The following is a 20,443-nucleotide window of genomic DNA, read 5'->3' as shown; positions in this document are numbered from 1 at the left end:
TCAACAAGACTTCTCGAAGGAAGTAAGACCCATGCGCAAATGGTGGCCGCTGGTGACCGTGTGTCTCGGCACCTTCATGCTGCTCATCGACGTGACCATCGTGAACGTGGCGCTGCCGCAGATGGCCACCGACCTGAGCACCTCGTTCAGCTCGCTGCAGTGGGTGGTCGACGGCTACGCCCTCGCGCTCGGCGTGCTCCTGCTCGGCGCGGGCGCGCTCAGCGACATGCACGGGCATCGCCGCTTCTACGTCGGCGGCCTGATCGTCTTCGCGCTGGCGTCGCTGGCCTGCGGTCTCGCCGCCGATCCCGCGCTGCTGGTCGCCGCCCGGGTGGTGCAGGGCGCCGGCGCCGCCGCGATGTTCACCACCACGTTCGCGCTGCTCAACAGCTCCTACCAGGGGCGTGACCGCGGCATCGCGTACGGCGTCTGGGGTGGTGTCTCCGGCGCCGCCACCGCGATCGGCCCGATCCTGGGCGGCCTGCTCACCGAGGCGTTCAGCTGGCGCTGGATCTTCCTGGTCAACCTGCCGATCTGCGTGGCCGCCGTGATCATGTGCTTCACCACCCTGCGCCGCGACGGCGCCCGTGGCCAGGGCCGCTTCGACCTCCTGGGCACCGTGACCTTCACGATCGCCGCCGCCGCGCTGACGTTCTCGGTGATCCGCGCCAACGACGAGGGCTGGTCGTCGATCCGGACCTGGGGCCTGCTCGCCGTCTCCGCCGTGGCGCTGGCCGCCTTCGTGCTGATCGAGTGGCGCTCCGCCGATCCGATGTTCGACCTGCGCCTGCTGCGCAACCGTTCCTTCACCGGCATCCTGATCGCGGGCCTGCTGGTCAACTTCGCCGCGTTCGCGGCCTTCACCTACACGTCGATCTGGCTGCAGTCGGTGACCGGCCTCTCCCCGCTGCGCGCCGGCCTGGTCGGCCTGCCCATGTCGATCGCCGCGATGCTCGCCTCCGGCATCGCCGGCGCCCGCCTGCACGGCAAGTCCCCACGCCTGATCATCGGCGGCGGCATGGTCCTGATCGGCCTCGGCAGCCTACTGCTGGCCCTGCTGGTCGGCCCCGACTCGGGCTGGCCCGCGCTGCTCCCCGGCTACGCGGTGATCGGCCTCGGCGTTGGCCTGGTCATGCCCTCCCTGGCGTCCTCGGCGATGGCCGCGGTGCCGCACCAGCGCGGCGGCATGGCGGCCGGCGCGCTGAGCACCGCCCGCCAGCTGGGCTTCGCGATCGGCATCGCCGTCCTCGGCACCCTCTTCGCCTCGCGGGCCGCCGACCACCTGGGCTCGACGGAGGCCGCCCACGCGGTAGCCGCCGGCCAGGCCGGCCGCTTGGCGGGCGCGATCCCCGAGTCCGCGATCCGAGCGGCCTCGGCGGCAGGCCTGGACGCGGGCTTCCTGATCAGCGGCGCCGTAGGCCTGCTGTGCGCCGCGGCGGTGTTCTTGCTGGTACGCCCGGCGCAGACCCCGGAGCCGGCCACCCGCGAACTCGTCGAGGCCGCCTGAAGCCCGCCGCCCACGCAGCGCGGACGCTTGGGTCGCGCCGCCCCACAGTTGGGGGCGGCGCGACCGGCTTGCGCGTGTCGCCGCCAGGCCCGCCGAGACGACGCAACCGGCGGCGAAGCGTTGCGGCTGGCGGCGGGGCGTTGCGGCTGGCGGCGGGGCGTTGCGGCTGGCGGCGGGGCGTTGCGGCTGGCGGCGGGGCGTTGCGGCTGGCGGCGGGGCGTTGCGGCTGGCGGCGGGGCGTTGCGGCTGGCGGCGGGGCGTTGCGGCTGGCGGCGGGGCGTTGCGGCTGGCGGCGGGGCGCTGCGGCTGGCGGCGGGGCGCTGCGGCTGGCGGCGGGGCGCTGCGGCTGGCGGCGGGGCGCTGCGTCGCCGGATATTTCCCGATATTTCGGGCGCTTGCGCGTTGAGCGGTGCCGCGTTGATGAGTTTCCGTTCGCCGCGGACTGGGACTTATCAAGATCTGTGAGGCGCCGGGTGCCAGGTCCGCGCCCGCCTAGGTTGTGCGGCGGGCGTACACCTCTATCTCGATCTTCATGCGGGGGTCGGAGAGGCCGCACACCATCATGGTTGCGGCTGGGCGAACCTCGCCGAACGTGCGGCGTAGCGCCGGCCAGCAGGGCTCGAAATCGGCACGGTCGGGAAGCAGGTAGCGGACCCGGACCACGTCGGCGAAGGTGCAACCCGCCTCTGCCAGCGCGGCGCCCACGTTGCGTAGGCACTGCTCCGCCTGTTCCACGACGTCGTCCGCGATGGTCATCGTTGCGTAGTCGAAGCCCGTGGTGCCTGACACGTGCACCCAGTCGCCGTCGATCACCGCCCGGGCGTAGCCGATCTGCTCCTCGAACGTCGAACCACTCAAGATCGCGCGTCGCTCCGTCACGAGGACGACCCTAAGGGTTTGCCGGCGGGAGTAACGTCCGATTTGCCGATGTCGATCTGAGGGGGAGATCATGCGTCTCGTCGGGATCACCGTGGTCGTGGTTCTCGTCGCCTTTGCGGGGGCCGCGCCGGCCCAGGCCCGGCCGCGCGACGCCATCCCGGTGATCTACGACAGCGACATGGACTTCGACGACGCGTCGACCCTGGCCTACCTCTGTGAGGAGCACAAGCTCGGCCGCATCGACCTGCGGGCGGTGACCGTGGCCGAGGACGGCTTCGGGGTGCCGTCGCGCACGCTGCGGCACGCCCACAGCGTGCTCGCCCAATGCGGCCTGCCGGGGGTGCCGATCGCGGCCGGCGCGGCCGGCGAGGGAGTGCACCCGGCCCCGGCCGAGCTGGTCGCGACGATCGAGACGGTGCTCAGCGGGGCGCTGGGCGACGGCGACCTGCCGCCGGTGGTCTCCGAGCTGACGGCCACCGAGCTGATCGCACGCACGGCGCGGCGCTCTCCGGTCACGATCCTGGCCACCGGCCCGCTCACCAACGTCGCCGCCGCGCTCGCCGACCCCCGCACCAGCAGGCGGATCACCAAGGTCCAGCTGATGGGCGGCGCGCTGCACGTCCCCGGCAACCTGTACGGCTCGGCCCTGCCCGGCTACGACAACTCGCAAGAGTTCAACATGTGGATGGACCCGGCGTCGGCCCGGGACGTGCTGCGACGCGCAGCGATCCGGATGGTCCCGCTGGACGCCACCGCCGCCGTGCCGATCACCCAGGACTACATCGCCCGGATCGGCGCCGATCAGCAGGCCCCCGGCGCGCGCATAGTCCACCGGATCGCCACTCAGCCCGACCTCGCGGCGCTGATCGACCTGGGCATCATGTACTGGTGGGACGCTCTGGCCGCGGTCTCCCTGGCCCACGACGACGTCACCACGTTCCGCCCCAGCCGCATCGACGTCGTCCAGGAGGGCGTCCAGTCCGGCCGCACCGTGGTGACCCCGCACGGCTATCCGGTGCGGGCCGCCCAAGAGGCCGATCGGGCCGCCTTCGAGCAGCGCTTCCTGGACTCGCTCAACGGCCGGCGGTGACCAGGGCGGCGCCGGTGCGCTTCGCCTCGTACATCGCCTGGTCGGCGCGGCTGATCAGGGTGGCGGGGTCGCCGCCGGCCACGCCGATGCTGGCCCGCGCGCCGAGCCCGTCCGGAGTCGGCACCCGGGCGAGTCCCTCCTGCAGGCGGGCGGCGACCTGCTGCGCCCCGGCGACCGGGTCGGCGCCGCGGACCAGCACCACGAACTCGTCGCCGGCCAGGCGGCACGGCAGATCGTCGGTGCGGACCGCGTCGCGGATCGCGCCGGCCACGCCGGTCAGCACCTCGTCGCCGGCCTCATGGCCGTAGCGGTCGTTGATCGCCTTGAAGCCGTTGAGGTCGACGAAGAGCAGCGCCGCCTCGCCGGTGGTCTCGCGCAGCGCGCGGTCGAGGACCCGCCGGTTGGGCAGGCCGGTGAGCCGGTCGTGGCCGGCCATCCGCTCCAGCTCCTCGCGGGCCGCGCGCAGCACCTCGGTGCGCCAGGCCAGGACCTCGCCGACGGTCACGTAGAGCGGCACGGCGTAGATCACCGAGAGCAGCGCGGGCGCGGACGCGCCGGTCAGGACCAGTGGCAGCAGATAGCAGGCGGCGACGAACGGGGCCAGCTTGACGCTCCAGCCGCGGCGCTCGAACAGCCCCAGCCAGAGGAAGATCATGAAATAGAACATGCCGTACTTGAACGGGTCGAGGCCGGCGGCGATGTTGTGCCAGGTGATCAGCAGCGCGGAGGCCGGGCCCAGCAGGAGCCGCGGCCAGTCCGGGAGCCGGTCCCACGGGGTCAGCCAGACGGCGGCGCTGCCGACCAGGGCGACGATCGCGACCAGCAGCACGGAGAACGCGTGGAAGCCGTCGGGCCGGGGCAGGACCAGCGTGAGAAGCGTGTACACGCCGCAACAGGCCATGATGATCGCGCCGGTGTGCCCGGCGCTCAGCGCCGGGTGAGCCGTCTTGCCTGTCGCCTTCATCGCCGTTCCATCGACGCGACTCCGGCGAGCTTGAGCATTTCCCCGTGGTAATGCCCGGCGGTCGCGCTACGGCCTTCCGCGGCAAGAGGTCGCGTGGCGCGGCGGCGACGGTCGCCCTGCGTTTTTCAAAGGCGCTTTCCTCGTACGGGATGAGGAAGCGTGAGAAAGCCGCCGCGAGTGACCAAACGGCGGCTTTCCCCTTCGCGGTGATGACCTACTTGAGGAGGCGCTTGTCGGGGTGCAGCGAGCCCGGCAGGTCGATGGTGATCCACTCGTTGTTGTCGGCGACGTTCGCGGTGCGGCCGCTCGAGAACGGGAAGTTGTTGTCGTTCAGGACGGCGATGGTGTTCTCGTCGAGGATCACGACGTCCTCGATGGTCTGGAACGGGAAGGTGAACGTCGTGCCGAAACCGCCGAGGCGGCGCGGGTTGGCGATGTTCATGAGGTCGACCACGAGGGTCTTGTCCATCAGGCCGTCGTGGTTGCGGTCGCGCTTGTCGGCGAGGTAGATGCGCTTGATGACGGCGGTGCTGCCCTGGCCGCCGTCGCGCTCGATCACCAGGAAGCGGTTCTCGTCGACGGCGATGGCGTCACCGATGGCCAGCGAAGGGTCGCCGAGCTGGTAGAGGTAGCGCTTGCCGGTGAACTTGCCGTAGCGCTTGTCGAACTCGTTGAAACGCAGTTGCCCGGCGGTGTCGCCCTGCACGGTGCCCTCGAGCAGGCCGTAGAGGTAGCGGCCGTCGGGGGTGGCGGCGAGGCCCTCGAAGCCCTTGCTGCTGATCGTGGTGGCCGGGACGCCGAGCAGGGCCGCCTGCTCGGGGGCGATCACGCCGGGCGTCGGGACGGGCGCGTCGAGGAGCTGGCCGCCGCGGTCGAAGTGCAGGATGTAGGGGCCGAACTCGTCGCCGATCCAGTAGGTGCCGTCGACGCCGCGGGTGATCGACTCGACGTCGAAGTCGGAACCGGTGAGGACCCGGTCGGCGCGGGTCAGCGGCCAGGTGACCTTCTTGTTCGGGTCGCTGAGCGTGATGCCGCCGACGACGTCGACCGTGCCGGTGGCGAAGGCGGGCGCGAGCCGCTGGACGCGCAGCAGGAAGTCCCCGGAGTTGGCCTGGTTGCCGTAGCCGTTGTCGGAGAGGACGTCGTAGCTGCCGTCGCCGTTGTCGAGGATGCCGGAGAAGCCCTGGATCGGCTGGTCGGCGAACGGGACCGGGTAGCCGTTGGTGTTGCCGGTGACCTTGGCGCCGGACGGCTCGCTGCCGAGCACGAAGGTGGCGGCGGGCAGCGCGGCGAACCCGGTCAGGGTCGGGGTCTTGATCCGGTCGTGGCCGCCGGCGACGGACGCGGTGCCGGCCAGGGTGAGGGTCAGCGTAAGAGCACCGGCCATCGCGAGGCCGGATTTGATCTTTGCCATGTAGGCCGACGTTAGGCACCGTCGATGAACCTGGATCGACGCCGCCCGAAACAGCGTGCGGCAACGGGCTAGCGTGGGGGCTCGCGCACGAGGCCGCCGATCATCAGCGAATGCGACTGCTTCACCCGGGTCACGTGCGGGACGATCTCCACGTTCTGGATGCCCTCGATCGCCGCCACCTTCGTGGTGATGTAGCGGTACAGCGCCTCGGCGTCGACGGCCCGGGCGGCCGCCATCAGGTTGGCTGTGCCGGTCGTCGCGGCGACGAACGCGAGCTCGGCGTGGTCGGCCAGCCGCGCGCCGACCGACTCCAGGTGCGCCGGCGCGACGGTGAACCACAGGTTGGCCGCCGACCCCATCCCGACCAGCGCGTCGGCGATGTCGAGGTGGTAGTAGATCGCGCCGCTGGCGACCAGCTCGCCGACCCGGTGGGCGACCTGCCGCTGGCTCCAGCCGGTCGCCGCGGCCAGCGACGCCCAGCTCGCCCGGCCGTCCCGCTCGAGCGACTCGATCAGCGGCACGTCGGCGGTCTGCAGGCGGGCGTCGCCGACCTTCGTCGTGGCCGTGCGCTCGGTGCCGTCGGCCAGGAAGTGCCGCTGCTCGGCGGTGACGTCGTTGTCGGGCAGGATCCAGTCGATCTCGCCGCGGCCCGGGAAGTGGTGCAGCATCTGGTGGGCGCCGAAGGTCAGCACGTTGGAGGCGCGGGGCACGTGGTCGAGCAGGCCGATCTGGTCGCTCAGGATCTCGATCTGGCAGGTGATCTCGGCGCCGCCCGCGCCGATGCTGATCCACGACGTGTCGGGGCGCCGCGCGAGCGCCTCGGCGAGGGCGGTGGCGGTGCCCGGGCGGCAGCCGATGCGCAGCGACCAGTACGAGCCGTTGGGCCGATGGGTGACCTGGGGCCGGGCCGTCACCCGCACGATGCCGTTGCCGCGCATCCGCTGGTAGCGCCGGGCCACGGTCTGCTCCGAGACGCCGAGCACGGTGGCGATGCGGGCGAAGGGCGCGCGCGGGGCGATCTGGAGCGCGTGGAGGATCTGGCGGTCTATGCGCTCGAGCGTGTGGGATTCCGGCGCCATCTCGCGAGTCTACGGCGGAGTGGTCCGCAGGTGAGTCCCCTCGGCGAGGGATGGGATCAAGCGATGAGGCTATATATCCTCCTGTTCACGCCTTTGCCGGACAAAACCCCGGAGCCGCCTCATGTCCGTCTTCCGCGCCGCGAACAACCTCAACAAAGGGCCGGGCGACCGCTCGTACGCGATCAATCACTCACCCCGGGACGAGACCATCCCGGACGGACCCACCGAGCGCATCCACGATCGGAAGTCCCGGCTCCGCCGGGACCGTCTCGCCTGGCTCGGGGTGGTCGTCGCGGTCTTCGCGCTGATCACCTCGTCGATCGCGGTGCTCGCCTCGTGGCGCGCGATGAGCGTGGCCCGGCTGGTCGCGATGAGCATGCCCGCCGTGGCCGGCGCCACCGCGCCCCCGACCACCACCGGCTTCTCCGTCACCTACGCCCAGGAGCCGCTGCGCGTGCAGGTCGGCTGCTCGGCGGTGCTCTTCGTCGACCTCGACGAGCCGCGGGCCAACGCCGACGAGAAGCTCAGCGACCTGCGGTACGACAGCCGCTGCGGGCAGGACGTGCCGCGGCTGACGCTCGGCCCGGGCGCGGCGGCCGGCGCGCAGGTGAAGGACTCCGACACCGACGCCGTCGGCTGCCAGCAGGCGATCCGGACCACCCCGATCGGGCCCGGCGGCGGCGTGCAGGTGCGCAAGGGCGCGGTGCTCTGCGTGCTGACCGCGGCCATCCCGGCCTCGATCTCGCTGGTGGAGATCACCGACGTGGGCACCACCGGCACCGCCGGCATGCGGGCCACCTCCTGGAAAGTGACCGGTTGACTCCTGACAGAATGGCCGTTGCGCCTTTGATTCATCTGTGAGGAGACGAGTTCCCGATGATCCGTACCCATGACGCCGGCAGCCTGCGCGCGAGCGACGCCGGCACGACGGTGACGCTCGCCGGGTGGGTGGCCCGCCGGCGCGACCACGGCGGGGTCATCTTCGTCGATCTGCGGGACGCCTCCGGCGTGGTCCAGGTCGTCTTCCGCGAGGAGGACGCGCACGCGCTGCGCAACGAGTTCTGCATCCTGGTCACCGGCGAGGTGTCAGCGCGTCCCGAGGGCAACGAGAACCCGGAGCTCGCCACCGGCGCGATCGAGGTGGTCGCCCGCGAGCTGACCGTGCTGAGCGAGGCCGCGCCGCTGCCGCTGCCGGTCGACGACGCCATCACCGCGTCCGACGACCTCCGGCTGAAGTACCGCTACCTCGACCTGCGCCGCTCGGGCCCGGCGAACGCGCTGCGCCTGCGCAGCCGCGCCAACCAGATCGCCCGCGAGGTGCTGCACGCGCGCGACTTCAACGAGATCGAGACGCCGACCCTGACCCGGTCGACGCCCGAGGGCGCCCGCGACTTCCTGGTCCCGGTCCGGCTGCAGCCCGGCACCTGGTACGCGTTGCCGCAGTCCCCGCAGCTGTTCAAGCAGCTGCTGATGGTGGCCGGCATGGAGCGGTACTACCAGATCGCCCGCTGCTACCGCGACGAGGACTTCCGCGCCGACCGGCAGCCGGAGTTCACCCAGCTCGACATCGAGATGTCCTTCGTGACCCAGGACGACATCATCGCCCTCGGCGAAGAGATCGTGTCCCGCCTGTGGGCCTCGCTCGCCGATTACGAGATTCCGCGCCCGATTCCGCGGATCACCTGGCATGACGCGATGAACCGGTACGGGTCGGACAAGCCGGATCTGCGCTACGGGGTGGAGCTGGTCGAGCTCACCTCCTACCTGGCCGGCACCTCGTTCCGCGTTTTCGCCGGCGCGATCGACGCGGGTGGTTACGTCGGGGCCGTGGTCATGCCGGGCGGCGCCTCGCAGACCCGCAAGGAGCTCGACGGCTGGCAGGACTGGGCCAAGGCTCGGGGTGCTCGCGGCCTGGCCTATGTCGTGCTCGACGCTGAGACGGGCGAGCCGCGCGGACCGGTCGCGAAAAATCTTTCAAATGAGCATTTGTCCGGATTGGCCGACGCGGTGGGCGCCAAGCCGGGCGACGCCATCCTCTTTGCGGCGGCGGGCGAGCGCCGCGAGGCGCAGGAACTGCTCGGCGCGGCCCGCATCGAGATCGCCAAGCGCTCGGGCCTGATCGACGAGTCCGCCTGGGCGTTCTGCTGGGTCGTCGACGCCCCGATGTTCGAGAAGACCGAGGAGGGCGGCTGGACCGCGGTCCACCACCCCTTCACCTCGCCGAACGCGGAGTGGATCGACAACTTCGAGACCGCGCCCGACCAGGCCCTGGCCTACGCCTACGACATCGTCTGCAACGGCAACGAGATCGGCGGCGGCAGCGTCCGTATCCACCGGGCCGACGTGCAGAGCCGGGTCTTCGACCTGCTCGGCATCACGCCCGAGGAAGCGCAGGACAAGTTCGGCTTCCTGCTGGAGGCGTTCAAGTACGGCCCGCCGCCGCACGCCGGCATCGCCCTCGGCTGGGACCGCACCTGCATGCTGCTCTCCGGCAACGAGTCGATCCGCGAGGTCATCGCCTTCCCCAAGACCCGCGGCGGCTACGACCCGCTGACCACCGCCCCGACCCCGATCACCGCGCAGCAGCGCCTCGAGGCCGGCATCGACGCCAAGCCCAAGGCCGCGGCCGGCGCCCCCGGCACCGGCGGCCAGGCCGCCCCGGTCGAGCACTCCAACTGATCCCTTGGTCTCCGGGCAGGAGCCTTCCCGCCGCGACGACGCCGACGACACGCGGCCGGCCTGGCGGCGGCACACCGATGCCGAGCGCCGCTGGCCGGCCGCGGTCGCCATCGCGGGCCTGATCGCGCTGCAGTGGCTCCTGCCCGACCGGCTCACCCCGGGCCCGCGCTGGCTGCTGCCGGGCGGGCAGTTTCTGCTGGTGGTCGTCCTGCTGGCGGCCGATCCGGGCCGGATGAAGAAGGACACCCCGACGCTGCGCATGGTCGCGCTCGGGCTGATCGCCGTGGCCAGCCTGGGCACGGCCTGGTCGGTGGCGATGCTGATCCGCGACATCACCACCGGCTACGACACCGGCAGCGCCGCCCAACTGCTCGCGACCGGCGCCGGGATCTACCTGATGAACGTGCTGACGTTCGCGGTCTGGTTCTGGGAGCTCGACCGCGGCGGCCCGGTCGCCCGGGCGCAGGGCACCGACCCGTACCCGGACTTCCTCTTTCCTCCGATGACCTCGCCCGACATGGCCCACAAGGACTGGGAACCCCGGTTCGGCGACTACCTCTATGTGTCCTTCACCAACGCGACCGCGTTCAGCCCGACCGACACCCTCCCGATGACCCGCGGGGCCAAGGCGGGCATGGCGCTCGAGTCGGCGATCGCGCTCGTCACGGCCGCCCTGGTGGTGGCGAAGGCGGTCAACGCGCTCGGGTAGATCCAAGGTGGAGTTTGGCGAACGCGTGCCTCTGGGTATCTCGCACCCATCCAACCGCCCCGCCCACCACCCAAAGCTCGACTAAAGGCTTCCCCAAGGCTCTTACCCCCGGAGGATCCCCATGCTTGCCATCGCCGCAGCGATCGTTTTCGGTATCTGGCTCGTCCTCGACCTGCTCGACACCAACCTCGGCGCCCCCGACCTGTTCAACTTCCCGACCATGGCCTCGATCGGCTTCCTGCTGCTCTCGCTGTACCTGGCCGGCATCGGCAGCGGGCCGCGCACCGGCTCGGGCTCCGGCCGCCGCTTCTACGGCCGTCGCCCCGGCCGCGGCTGATCCTGTACAGGCCCCGGCCCGCCTCTGACGTCGCATTTCGGGCATCGCGGGGCGGGCCGGTACTGTCGGTGCCGATGGAAATGGACGGGCTTTTCTCGCTGACTCAGCCGGGTGGCGTTCAGGTCGCATCGCCGGCCGCGGCCTTCACCCCGCCGTCAGCCGATTCGCCGTTGCCCGTCCGCATGCGCCCCGCCGGCCTCGACGAGCTGGTCGGCCAGGGCCATCTGCTCGCGCCCGGCAGCCCGCTGCGCCAGCTGGTCACCGGCGCCAGCCCGATGTCGGTGATCCTGTGGGGCCCGCCCGGCACCGGCAAGACCACCATCGCCCACCTGGTCGCCGCCGCCACCAACCGCAAGTTCGTCGCGATGTCGGCGCTCTCGGCCGGCGTCAAGGACGTGCGCGCGGTGATCGACACGGCCCGCCAGGAGCGGCGTCGCGGCGGCCCGCCCACGGTCCTGTTCATCGACGAGGTCCACCGCTTCAGCAAGACCCAGCAGGACTCGCTGCTGGCCGCCGTCGAGGACCGCACCGTCACGCTGCTCGCGGCCACGACGGAAAACCCGTACTTCTCGGTCATTTCGCCTTTGCTCTCGCGCTGCGTCCTGCTGACCCTGCAGGCGCTCGGCGACGAGGACGTGCGCCAGCTGGTGCGCCGCGCGCTCACCGATCCCCGCGGCCTGGGCGGTGCCGTCACGCTTTCCGACGAGGCAGAGGACCATCTCGTACGCCTGGCGTCGGGCGACGTCCGCAAAGCACTCACCGCTCTCGAGGCCGCCGCGTCCACCGCCCAGGCCCAGGGCACCCCGGAGATCGACCTCGCCACGGCGGAGAAAGCCGTCGACGTGGCGGCCGTGCGCTACGACCGCGACGGAGACGCCCACTACGACGTGATCAGCGCCTTCATCAAGAGCATGCGCGGCAGCGACCCCGACGCCGCGCTGCACTGGCTGGCCCGCATGCTGGTGGCGGGGGAGGACCCGCGCTTCATCGCCCGGCGCATCGTCATCTTCGCCAGCGAGGACGTCGGCATGGCCGACCCGCAGGCCCTGGTCGTGGCCTCGGCGGCGGCCCAGGCGGTGCAGCTGATCGGCCTGCCCGAGTGCCAGCTCAACCTCGCCCAGGCGGTGGTGCACATGGCGACCGCCCCGAAGTCCAACGCGGTCACGACGGCCCTGGGCGCCGCGATGGCCGATGTGCGCGCGGGTCGCGGCGGCGCCGTGCCCACCCATTTGCGCGACGCCCACTATCCGGGCGCACGTGGTCTTGGTCACGGTCGCGGCTACAAATACCCGCACGACGACGCACGGGGAGTAGTCACCCAGCAGTACGTGCCGGACGACCTGACAACCGCGGAGTACTACCGCCCGACCGACCACGGCGCCGAACGCGCAGTCAGCGAGCGTGTCCCGCGCCTGCGCCGCATCGTCCGGGGCCTGCCCGCACCCTCATCGGCGGGGTCGGCGGCCGCCGGTGGGCCACGCACACCCGACCGCGCGGCGGGTGGTGGATCGGCCGCCGATGCGTCACGCTCTTCGGTTAGCACCGGGCCAACAACGCCCTCCGGCGCCGCTGAAGAGCCGCAGCCAGCGGTTTCCGCGGTTCAGCCGTCGTCGCAAGCGGTAGCGGCAAGCGAAGAGCCGCCGTCGCCGGTACCGTCGACGCCGGCCCGCAACGAGCCGTCACCGGCCGAGCCGGTAACGGTTGGTGAAGTGTCGTCGCCGTCCGTGGCGCTAGCCGCAGCGACGAGCGGCGAATTTTCGCCGCCCGAGTTGGCGGACGGCGAGTCGTCGTCGAGGCCGTCGGCTTCGGCGGGCAAGAAGGCGTCGCGGTCCCGGACCGCGGCGGGCAAGAAGCCGTCGCGCGCAGCGGCGGCCGGCGAGGACGAGCCGTCGGCGACGCCACCGGCGGGGGACAGGAAGACGGCGGCCGGCAAGGCCGCGGGCAGGGCAGACGACAGCGGCGACGCCGCCGGAGAGGAACAGCCGTGAATTCGCGCGGTGCCGAACGGCCCGACGACGAGGCCGACCTGCGCAAAGACACCGGTTCCCGGAAGGGACGCCGGTTCGGACGAGGCCGTCCCGAGCCGGAGGTGCCCGAAGAGGTGCCCCAGGAGGAAACCGGCTGGCTGGACGACCTCCGCACCGCCAAGCAGCAGCGCGGCGCGATCGGCCCCGGAACCTTGGCCGGCGAGACCCGCTTCAGCAAGAGCGGCCGCCTGGCCCCCGGCCCCGACGACCACCCCAGCGACGAGGACCTCCCCTTCGGCGGAGGCGCCGCCGGCTGGCAGTCCCCGAGCGGCGCCTACCCGTCCGGCGTGGCCCCCACGTCTCCCGCGCAGCCGACCCGCCCCGTCAGCGGCCCAGCCAACCCCGTCAGCGGTCCAGCTCACCCCGTCAGCGGTCCGGCTCAGCCCACCTACCCCGGCCCGGCTCAGCCCACGCGGCCGGTCAGTGGCCCGGCCCAGCCCATTTACCCCAGCGGCCCGGCCCAGCCCACCTATCCCGGCCCGGCTCAGCCCGCTCGTCCGGTCAGCGGGCCGGCCCAGCCCACCTACCCGGCCAACGGCCCGGCCCAGCCCGGCCGCGCCGTCCCGCCGCAGGCCTCACCTGGTCGCGCTGTCCCGCCGCAGGGTCAGCCCGGTCGCGCGGTTCCGCCCGCGCAGCCCGGTTGGCAGTCGCCGAGTGGCGCTCACCCGGCGGCCCACTCCGGTCCCGCGCAGCCGCCGACCGGACGCCCCGCGCCCGGTTGGCAGGACGGCAGCGGCACCCACCCCGCCACCGGCTGGCGCGACGACGCTCCGCCCGCTCCCGGCCCGGTGAGCCCCGCGGGCGGTCGAGGTGGCCGTTCCGCTCCGGTGCCGCGGCAGGCGTCCTCGTCGCCGGTGTCCCCGGCACATCAGAACCCACCCGGCCGCATGGCGCCAGGTCAGCACTCGGGCCCGGCAATTCCGGGTCAGCAGTCCGGACCGGCGGCGGGTCAGCGGTCTCGACCGATCGCGCCGGGTCAGCAGTCCGGACCGGCGGCGGGTCAGCAGTCTCGACCGATCGCGCCGGGTCAGCAGTCCCGACCGATCACGTCGGGCCAGCACTCCGGACCCATCGCGCCGGGTCAGGCCCCGGGCCCGATGGGTCCCGGCCAGTACCCGCCCGCAGGCACACCGCAGGTGCCCGGCCAGGCGCGCGGGCGTGCCGATCAGGCGGCCTACGCGACCCGGCACGGCGCCGCCGAGGAGGGTCGTCGCCCACTCGACCCGTCGACCTCCGGCCCGATCCCGTCCGTGCCCCTCTCCGGCAACGCGCCTGAGGTGCCGATGCCGCGCCCGGTGTCCCCGGCGTCGCGCCCGGTGTCCCCGGCCTCCCGGCCCACGTCGTCGGCAGGCCCGCGCGACCGCTTCCGCACCGAAGGCCCATCCGGCGGCGGCGCCCCGATGCCTTCGTCGCCGGCCGGTCCGCCTCTTAGGCGTTCTCCCGGTGCCGCGACGCCTTCGTCGCCCGCTGGTCCGCCTTCTGGGCGTTTTCCCGGTGCCACGGCGCCTTCGTCGCCTGCCGGTCCCCCTCCTGGGCGTTTCGCCGGCGGCGCGGGCGGCCCGGCCTTCTCCGGCGGCGGTCCCGGCTACCCGGGCGGCGAGCAGACCGGTCGGCATGGTGGCGGCGGTCCCGGTTACGGCGACTCGGCTGCCCGGCACGGCGGTGACGGCTATCCCGGTGGCGAGTCCACCGGGCGGCATGGCGGCGACGGCTATCCCGGCGAGTCGACGGGCCGCCACGGCGGTGGCGACTTCTCGAACGATGACCCTGCTGGACGGCGCGCAGCCGACGGTCAAGGCGGTGGGCCGGGTTTTTCCCGGGGTGGCGAGTCCACCGGACGGCATGGCGGCGACGCGGGTGACTTCCCCGGCGAGCCCGGATATCAGAGCGAATCGACCGGACGGCACGGCGCGGCCGCACGTCGCGGCGAAGGCGGCCGGCGCGGCGCCGACGCGGGCGAGGGCACGGGCCGGCGTGGCGACGCGGGCGAGGGCACGGGCCGGCGTGGCGACGCAGGTGAGCGCACAGGTCGGCGTGGCGACGCGGGTGAGGGCACGGGCCGGCACGGCACGCCCGACGATGGTCGCGCGGGTGGTCGCCGGCGACCACAGGATCTGACCGGCGCCAACGGGCAAGGGCCGCGTGGCCGTGGTGGCCGCCCCGCGCAGGGCGCCGACAACGGTGACACGACCGGGTTCCGCGCGGGCGGTCCAGGCGCTGGTGGGCCGGGTGGCCCGGGTGCGGGTGGCCCGGGTGGCGGTCCTGGTGCGGGTGGCGGTCCTGGCGCGGGCGGGCCGGGTATGGGCTCGGCGCCCAGTTCGGGTGGGCCTGCGGGTGGTCAGCCTGTTCGCGCGGCGGCCAAGGTCGTGGTGGTGCCGGGGCGTCAGGGTGCCCGCACTCCGGCTGTCCCCGGTCGTGCCGGTGCGATGGCGGGCGGGGCTGTGCAGCGGCCCGGCGAGACTTCCGGTCCGATCAACCCACCGCGCGGCGGGCGCGGCCCGCGCAACGGGTCGGCGACCGGCGCGATGCAGGGCGCGGACGGTATGCCGTCCGGTCCGATCGGGCGGCCGGGATCCGACGAGATGCCCTCCGGGCCCATCCGGCGTGGTCCCGCGGGGATGCGTCCAGACTCGGATGACATGCCTTCCGGCCCCGTCGAGCGGCCGGGTCCGGGTGGGGTGCGTCCCGGTGTGGATGACATGCCTTCCGGGCCGATTGGTCGGCCGGGTCCGGGTGGGATGCGAACCGGTGTGGATGACATGCCGTCCGGTCCGATCGGGCGGGGTGGGATGCGGTCCGACGTGGATGACATGCCGTCCGGGCCGATCGGGCGGGGTGGGATGCGGCCCGACGTGGATGACATGCCGTCGGGGCCGGTTGGGCGCGGTGGGATGGCGCCCGGGCCGGTTTCGCCGGGGCGGCCGCCTGCGCCGGGGGCGCCGCAGCACAGCCAAGCTTTGCCGGCTCGGCCGGTTTCGGGGCCTCAAGGGCAGCCGCTGCCGGGGCGGGTCGGGGCGGCGCAGGCCGGGCCTGGTCCGGCCGGGCGTGGACACGGCGCCGGGCCTGGGCGTAACGGCGGGCCCGGTGGCGGATCGGGGCCGATGGGGGCCGCGTCGGTGGGTTCGGCTTCGCTGGGTGCGGCCTCGGGTGCTGCCTCGGTGGGGAGTGCCGCTGCGGCCGGGTCGGCGTCGATGGGAAGTGCTTCCGTAGGCGCTGCCTCGGTGGGCGCCGCGTCTGTCGGCGCCGCTTCCGTGGGCGCTGCCTCGGTGGGTGCCGCGACGGGCGCCGCGAGTGTCGGCGCCGCGAAGGTGGGTTCCGCGTCAGTGGGCGCCGCCGGCGTGGGTGCCGCATCCGTTGGCGCCGCCGGCGTGGGAACTGCCAGTGCGGGAGCTGCCGGCGTCGGGGCCGCCTCGGTGGGCGCCGCCAAGGTCGGCGCGGCGGCGCGGTCGGGGACGCTCAACGGTGCGAACCCGCGTACGAGTGCTTCAGGCGTACCCCCAAGGGGTGAAGAACGTGCGGCAGCTCCTGTTGTGGGAGCAAGGGCCGGCGCGGCGAAAGCCGCCGCCGGGCCGCAGGAGAACGCGGCGGGCCTTCGTGGCGCGGGCAGCGAGCTTCGCAACAAGATGCGGACCCAGCGCCGGCTTCGGGTGGTGACGCTGCTCTCCCTCGCGGTTGTGGTGCTGCTGGTGATGCCGGCGTTCTTCGGGCTGCGGTCGGCCGGCAGCGATCCGGTGTTCGGCTCGCTGGACTCGCTCGGCGTGCCCTCGTGGGCGGCGCAGGACGTGAAGGACAACGGGAGCGGTAGCCGGTGGTGCTTCATCGATTGCCGGTTCCGGGAGCGGGTCGCGCAGTCCTCGAAGCCGATCAAGGAGACCGCGGGGGCCTATTCGACGGCGCTCGCCAAGGCGGGCTGGGCGTCCTGGAAGGTGAGCGAGTGCCCGGAGACGCCGGTCGAGGGCACGTATACCTGCTGGAAGCGGGACGAGCTCACATTGGACCTCTGGGTGCGGCAGCCGGAGTGCGCCGTGGACCAGGTCGCCGCGCAGGATCCGACGGCGGTGCTGCCCTCGTCGGCGGTCACGCCGGCGCCGAAGAACTGCGAGGGGTCGACGATCAGCATCAAGGTCTACAACGCGATCTCCGACACCCGCGGCAAGACCGAGCCCAAGCAGGACAAGCCGCTGGTCGGCGAGACGCCGGAGCCGGAGCTGTCGAACGATCCGCTCTTGGAGCCGACACCCGCGGCGTCGTGAAGCGGGGCGAGGTCACGGACGGTAGGGTCTGCACGTTGACCCGCCACCCGTAGAGGAGTTGCGCCAGATGGACGCCGGAGAAATCGCAGGACTGATCGCGGCGGGCGCCTTCCTGATGCTCGTCATCGTGCTGGCCGTGCCGATCCTCAAGCTCGGCCGGACCGTGGACGCCGCGACCCGCGCGATCAACGACCTGACCGACCGCACCGGCCCGCTGCTCGGCAACGTCAACGAGACGGTGGAGAATGTGAACACCACCCTCGGCCAGGTGCAGGTCTCTTTGGACGGTGTCAACATCCAGCTCGCCAAGGTCGACACGATCACCGAGCACGCCGCCCACGTCACCGCCAACGTGGCCAACCTGTCCACCGTCGTCGCCGCAGCCGCGGCGAACCCGCTGGTCAAGGTGGCCTCGTTCGGGTACGGCCTGCGCAAGGCCGTGAACAACCGGCGCCGTGCCGAGGACGACCGCGAGGTCCGCGAGACGATCAAGCAGCGCCGCAAGGCGCGCCGCTAACACACCGGAGGGGCACTAAAGATGAAGCGCCTGCTGTGGCTGGGCGTCGGCCTGGCCGTCGGCGCCCTCGTCGTTCGCAAGCTCACCCGCAAGGCGAACGAATTCACCCCGTCGGGCATCGCGACGTCCCTGTCGCAATCGGCTGGCGGCCTGGTCGAGTCGATGCGTAGCTTCGTGGATGACGTCCGCGACGGCATGACCGAGCGGGAGGAGCAGATTCACCAGGCGTTCGCCGAGGGTGAGCTGTTCGAGGACGGGCTGACTGAGCTCAATCAGGACGGCCAGGAGGGGAACCGATGAAGACGGCGGAAGTCAAGCGGCGCTTTCTCGCGCATTTCGAGGCCAACGGGCACACGGTGGTCCCGAGCGCCCCGCTGCCGGCCATCGACGACCCGAACCTGCTGTTCATCAACGCCGGCATGGTGCAGTTCGTCCCGTTCTTCCTGGGCCAGCGCACCCCGCCGTACTCGCGTGCCGCGAGCGTGCAGAAGTGCATCCGGACGCCCGACATCGACGAGGTCGGCAAGACGTCGCGGCACGGCACGTTCTTCCAGATGAACGGCAACTTCTCGTTCGGCGACTACTTCAAGGCGGGCGCGATCCCGCTGGCGTGGGAGCTGTCCACCAAGCCGGTGGAGCAGGGCGGCTTCGGCCTCGACCCGGAGAAGATCTGGGCGACCGTCTACCTCGACGACGACGAGGCCATCGAGATCTGGAAGCAGACCGGCATGCCGGCCGAGCGCATCGTGCGCCGCGGAAAGAAGGACAACTTCTGGTCGATGGGCATCCCCGGGCCGGCCGGCCCGTGCTCGGAGCTCTACTACGACCGCGGCCCCTCGTACGGCCCGGAGGGCGGCCCCGAGGTCGACGAGGACCGGTACCTGGAGTTCTGGAACCTGGTCTTCATGCAGCACGAGATCACCGACGTGAAGTCGAAGGAGGACTTCACGATCGTCGGTGACCTGCCGAAACAGAACATCGACACCGGCATGGGCCTGGAGCGGATCGCCTCGATCCTGCAGGGCGTCGACAACCTGTACGAGATCGACGAGGTGCGCCCGATCCTGGCGCGCGCCGCCGAGATGACCGGCAAGAAGTACGGCGCGCACAGCGGTCACGCGGCCAACCAGAGCCACCCCGACGACGTACGCCTGCGGGTGATCGCCGACCACGTCCGCACCGCCCTGATGCTGATCGGCGACGGCGTGATCCCCTCCAACGAGGGCCGCGGCTACGTGCTGCGGCGGATCATGCGCCGGGCGATCCGGGCGATCCGCCTTCTCGGCTGGCAGGCGCCGGCGCTGCCCGAGCTGCTGCCGGTGGCCCGCGACTGCATGGCGCCGTCCTACCCCGAGCTGGCGACGGAGTTCCAGCGGATCTCCGACTACGCGTACGCGGAGGAGGACTCGTTCCTGTCGACGCTGCGGGCGGGCACGACGATCCTCGACACCGCGATCACCGACGCTCGCCGCGCCGGGGAGAAGAGCCTGTCCGGCTCGCAGGCTTTCCAGCTCCACGACACGTACGGCTTCCCCATCGACCTCACCCTGGAGATCGCGGGCGAGCAGGGCCTGTCGGTGGACGAGGACGGCTTCCGGCGGCTCATGGCCGACCAGCGGGCCCGCGCGAAGGCGGACGCCGCCGCGCGCAAGACGGGCCACGCCGACCTCAGCGCCTACCGAGGCGCGCTGGACGAGGGCGGCCCGGTCGAGTTCACCGGCTACCAGGAGGTCACCCGCGAGTCGCGCGTGCGCGCGCTGCTCGGCGACGGCGGCCGCTTGCAGGCGGCGGGCGAGGGCGACTTCGTCGAGATCGTCCTCGACACCACCCCGTTCTACGCCGAGGGCGGTGGCCAGCAGGCCGACACCGGCATCATCCGGGTCGGCGGCGGCCAGCTCGAGATCGTCGACGTGCAGCAGCCGCTGCCCGGCCTGATCGTGCACAAGGCGCGCGTGATCCGCGGCGAGGTGCGCGCGGGCGAGTCGGCCGAGGCCGAGATCGACGTGACACGGCGCAAGGCGATCTCGCGCTCGCACACGGCGACCCACCTGATCCACCAGACCATGCGGCACTTCCTCGGCGAGTCGGCGACCCAGGCGGGCTCGCTCAACGCGCCGGGCCGCCTGCGGTTCGACTTCAACACGCCGGGGGCCGTCTCGCCCGCGGTGCTGCACGACGTCGAGCAGCAGGTCAACGAGGTGCTCCTGCGCGACCTCGAGGTGCACGCCTTCATCACCTCCCAGGACGAGGCGCGCCGGCTCGGCGCGATGGCCCTCTTCGGGGAGAAGTACGGCGATGAGGTCCGGGTGGTTGAAGTCGGCGACTACGCGCGTGAGCTCTGCGGCGGCACGCATGTGGCCCGCTCCGGCCAGCTGGGCCTCGTGAAGATCCTCAACGAGTCGTCGATCGGCTCCGGCGTGCGCCGGGTCGAGGCGCTCGTCGGCATCGACGCGTTCGGCTTCCTCGCCAAGGAGCACCTGCTGGTCACGCGCCTGGCCGAGCTGTTCCGGGTGCCCGGCGACCAGGTCGCCGAGCGGGTCGAGCAGACCGTCACGGCGCTGCGCGACGCCGAGAAGGAGCTCGAGAAGATGCGGGCCCAGATGGTGCTCGGCGGCGCGGGCGCGCTGGCCGGCCAGGCCCGCGATCTGCACGGCGTGGCGTACGTCGGCGTCGAGGCACCCGAGGGCGCCGCGGGCAACGACGTGCGTACCCTTGCCCAGGAGATCCGAGGCAAGATCGACTCCGCTCGACCGGCGGTGGTCGCGGTCGCGTCCCGGGCCAACGGCAAGGCGTCACTTGTGGTGGCCCTTAATTCTTCGGCGATCGGCCGGGGGATCTCGGCGGCCGATCTGGTCAAGGGAGCGCTGTCCGGCCGGGGTGGCGGCAACAAGGAGCTTGCGCAGGGTGGCGGCGTTCCGGCGGACCAGGTTGCGGCCTTGCTGGCGGCCGTCGAGAAGGCTGTGGTGGACACGGCGGCATAACGGGGAC

Annotated in this window: 15 protein-coding genes and 1 pseudogene; 12 read left to right on the top strand and 4 right to left on the bottom strand. The window is 72.4% G+C overall.

Annotation, left to right across the window (positions count from 1 at the left end; all coding sequences use genetic code 11):
- The first annotated feature begins 31 nt into the window (after positions 1-31).
- A complete protein-coding gene (locus ACQPZX_RS36295) occupies positions 32-1,507 on the top strand; it encodes an MFS transporter (protein WP_433365681.1) in 1,476 nt (491 codons plus the stop codon).
- A gap of 492 nt (positions 1,508-1,999) precedes the next feature.
- Here the strand turns inward: ACQPZX_RS36295 and ACQPZX_RS36290 are convergent, their stop codons facing one another.
- Complete coding sequence (locus tag ACQPZX_RS36290; RefSeq protein WP_433365678.1) at positions 2,000-2,386, bottom strand: RidA family protein; 387 nt, start codon at positions 2,384-2,386, stop codon at positions 2,000-2,002.
- Between the two features lie 70 nt (positions 2,387-2,456).
- Between ACQPZX_RS36290 and ACQPZX_RS36285 the strand changes: the two genes are divergently transcribed.
- The gene (locus tag ACQPZX_RS36285) at positions 2,457-3,476 is read left to right on the top strand and encodes a nucleoside hydrolase (protein WP_433365675.1); all 1,020 of its coding nucleotides are present in this window, start codon (positions 2,457-2,459) and stop codon (positions 3,474-3,476) included.
- Here the strand turns inward: ACQPZX_RS36285 and ACQPZX_RS36280 are convergent.
- The 3 genes from ACQPZX_RS36280 to ACQPZX_RS36270 all read right to left on the bottom strand — a co-directional run bounded on the left by ACQPZX_RS36280 (position 3,460) and on the right by ACQPZX_RS36270 (position 6,933).
- Complete coding sequence (locus ACQPZX_RS36280; RefSeq protein ID WP_433365672.1) at positions 3,460-4,440, bottom strand: GGDEF domain-containing protein; 981 nt, start codon at positions 4,438-4,440, stop codon at positions 3,460-3,462. The genes ACQPZX_RS36285 and ACQPZX_RS36280 overlap by 17 nt on opposite strands.
- A 214-nt stretch (positions 4,441-4,654) precedes the next feature.
- Positions 4,655-5,854: an esterase-like activity of phytase family protein gene (locus ACQPZX_RS36275; RefSeq protein WP_433365669.1), complete on the bottom strand. Its 1,200-nt coding sequence runs from the start codon at positions 5,852-5,854 to the stop codon at positions 4,655-4,657.
- Positions 5,855-5,922: 68 nt separating this feature from the next.
- Positions 5,923-6,933, bottom strand: a complete 1,011-nt coding sequence (locus ACQPZX_RS36270; protein ID WP_433365666.1) for an AsnC family transcriptional regulator — start codon at positions 6,931-6,933, stop codon at positions 5,923-5,925.
- Between the two features lie 121 nt (positions 6,934-7,054).
- On the opposite strand from ACQPZX_RS36270, the gene ACQPZX_RS36265 reads away from it, so the two are divergent.
- From ACQPZX_RS36265 to alaS, 10 genes and pseudogenes are all read left to right on the top strand, one after another.
- A complete protein-coding gene (locus ACQPZX_RS36265; protein ID WP_433365663.1) occupies positions 7,055-7,753 on the top strand; it encodes a hypothetical protein in 699 nt (232 codons plus the stop codon).
- A 56-nt stretch (positions 7,754-7,809) separates the two neighbouring features.
- Entirely contained in the window at positions 7,810-9,612 is a 1,803-nt protein-coding gene (aspS, locus tag ACQPZX_RS36260; RefSeq protein WP_433365660.1) for an aspartate--tRNA ligase, read from the top strand.
- 4 nt (positions 9,613-9,616) lie between these two features.
- Positions 9,617-10,321: a hypothetical protein gene (locus tag ACQPZX_RS36255; RefSeq protein ID WP_433365657.1), complete on the top strand. Its 705-nt coding sequence runs from the start codon at positions 9,617-9,619 to the stop codon at positions 10,319-10,321.
- Positions 10,322-10,442: 121 nt separating this feature from the next.
- Positions 10,443-10,658: a hypothetical protein gene (locus ACQPZX_RS36250; protein WP_433365654.1), complete on the top strand. Its 216-nt coding sequence runs from the start codon at positions 10,443-10,445 to the stop codon at positions 10,656-10,658.
- A gap of 74 nt (positions 10,659-10,732) precedes the next feature.
- Positions 10,733-12,184: pseudogene (locus tag ACQPZX_RS36245) on the top strand (replication-associated recombination protein A); the annotation flags it as partial.
- A 2,262-nt stretch (positions 12,185-14,446) separates the two neighbouring features.
- Positions 14,447-14,803, top strand: a complete 357-nt coding sequence (locus ACQPZX_RS36240; protein WP_433365652.1) for a hypothetical protein — start codon at positions 14,447-14,449, stop codon at positions 14,801-14,803.
- A 1,412-nt stretch (positions 14,804-16,215) separates the two neighbouring features.
- The gene (locus ACQPZX_RS36235) at positions 16,216-16,938 is read left to right on the top strand and encodes a hypothetical protein (RefSeq protein WP_433365649.1); all 723 of its coding nucleotides are present in this window, start codon (positions 16,216-16,218) and stop codon (positions 16,936-16,938) included.
- Positions 16,939-17,005: 67 nt separating this feature from the next.
- Positions 17,006-17,455, top strand: a complete 450-nt coding sequence (locus tag ACQPZX_RS36230) for a DUF948 domain-containing protein (RefSeq protein WP_433365646.1) — start codon at positions 17,006-17,008, stop codon at positions 17,453-17,455.
- Between the two features lie 21 nt (positions 17,456-17,476).
- Complete coding sequence (locus ACQPZX_RS36225; protein ID WP_433365639.1) at positions 17,477-17,755, top strand: hypothetical protein; 279 nt, start codon at positions 17,477-17,479, stop codon at positions 17,753-17,755.
- The gene (alaS, locus tag ACQPZX_RS36220; protein ID WP_433365636.1) at positions 17,752-20,436 is read left to right on the top strand and encodes an alanine--tRNA ligase; all 2,685 of its coding nucleotides are present in this window, start codon (positions 17,752-17,754) and stop codon (positions 20,434-20,436) included. Before ACQPZX_RS36225 ends, alaS begins: the two co-directional genes overlap by 4 nt.
- The last annotated feature ends 7 nt before the right edge of the window (positions 20,437-20,443 follow it).

This window comes from Actinoplanes sp. CA-142083 (assembly GCF_050942195.1).
Classification (GTDB): Bacteria; Actinomycetota; Actinomycetes; order Mycobacteriales; family Micromonosporaceae; genus Actinoplanes.
The sequence above is the reverse complement of the archived record's forward strand: the minus strand, read 5'-3'. Positions and strand labels throughout refer to the sequence as shown.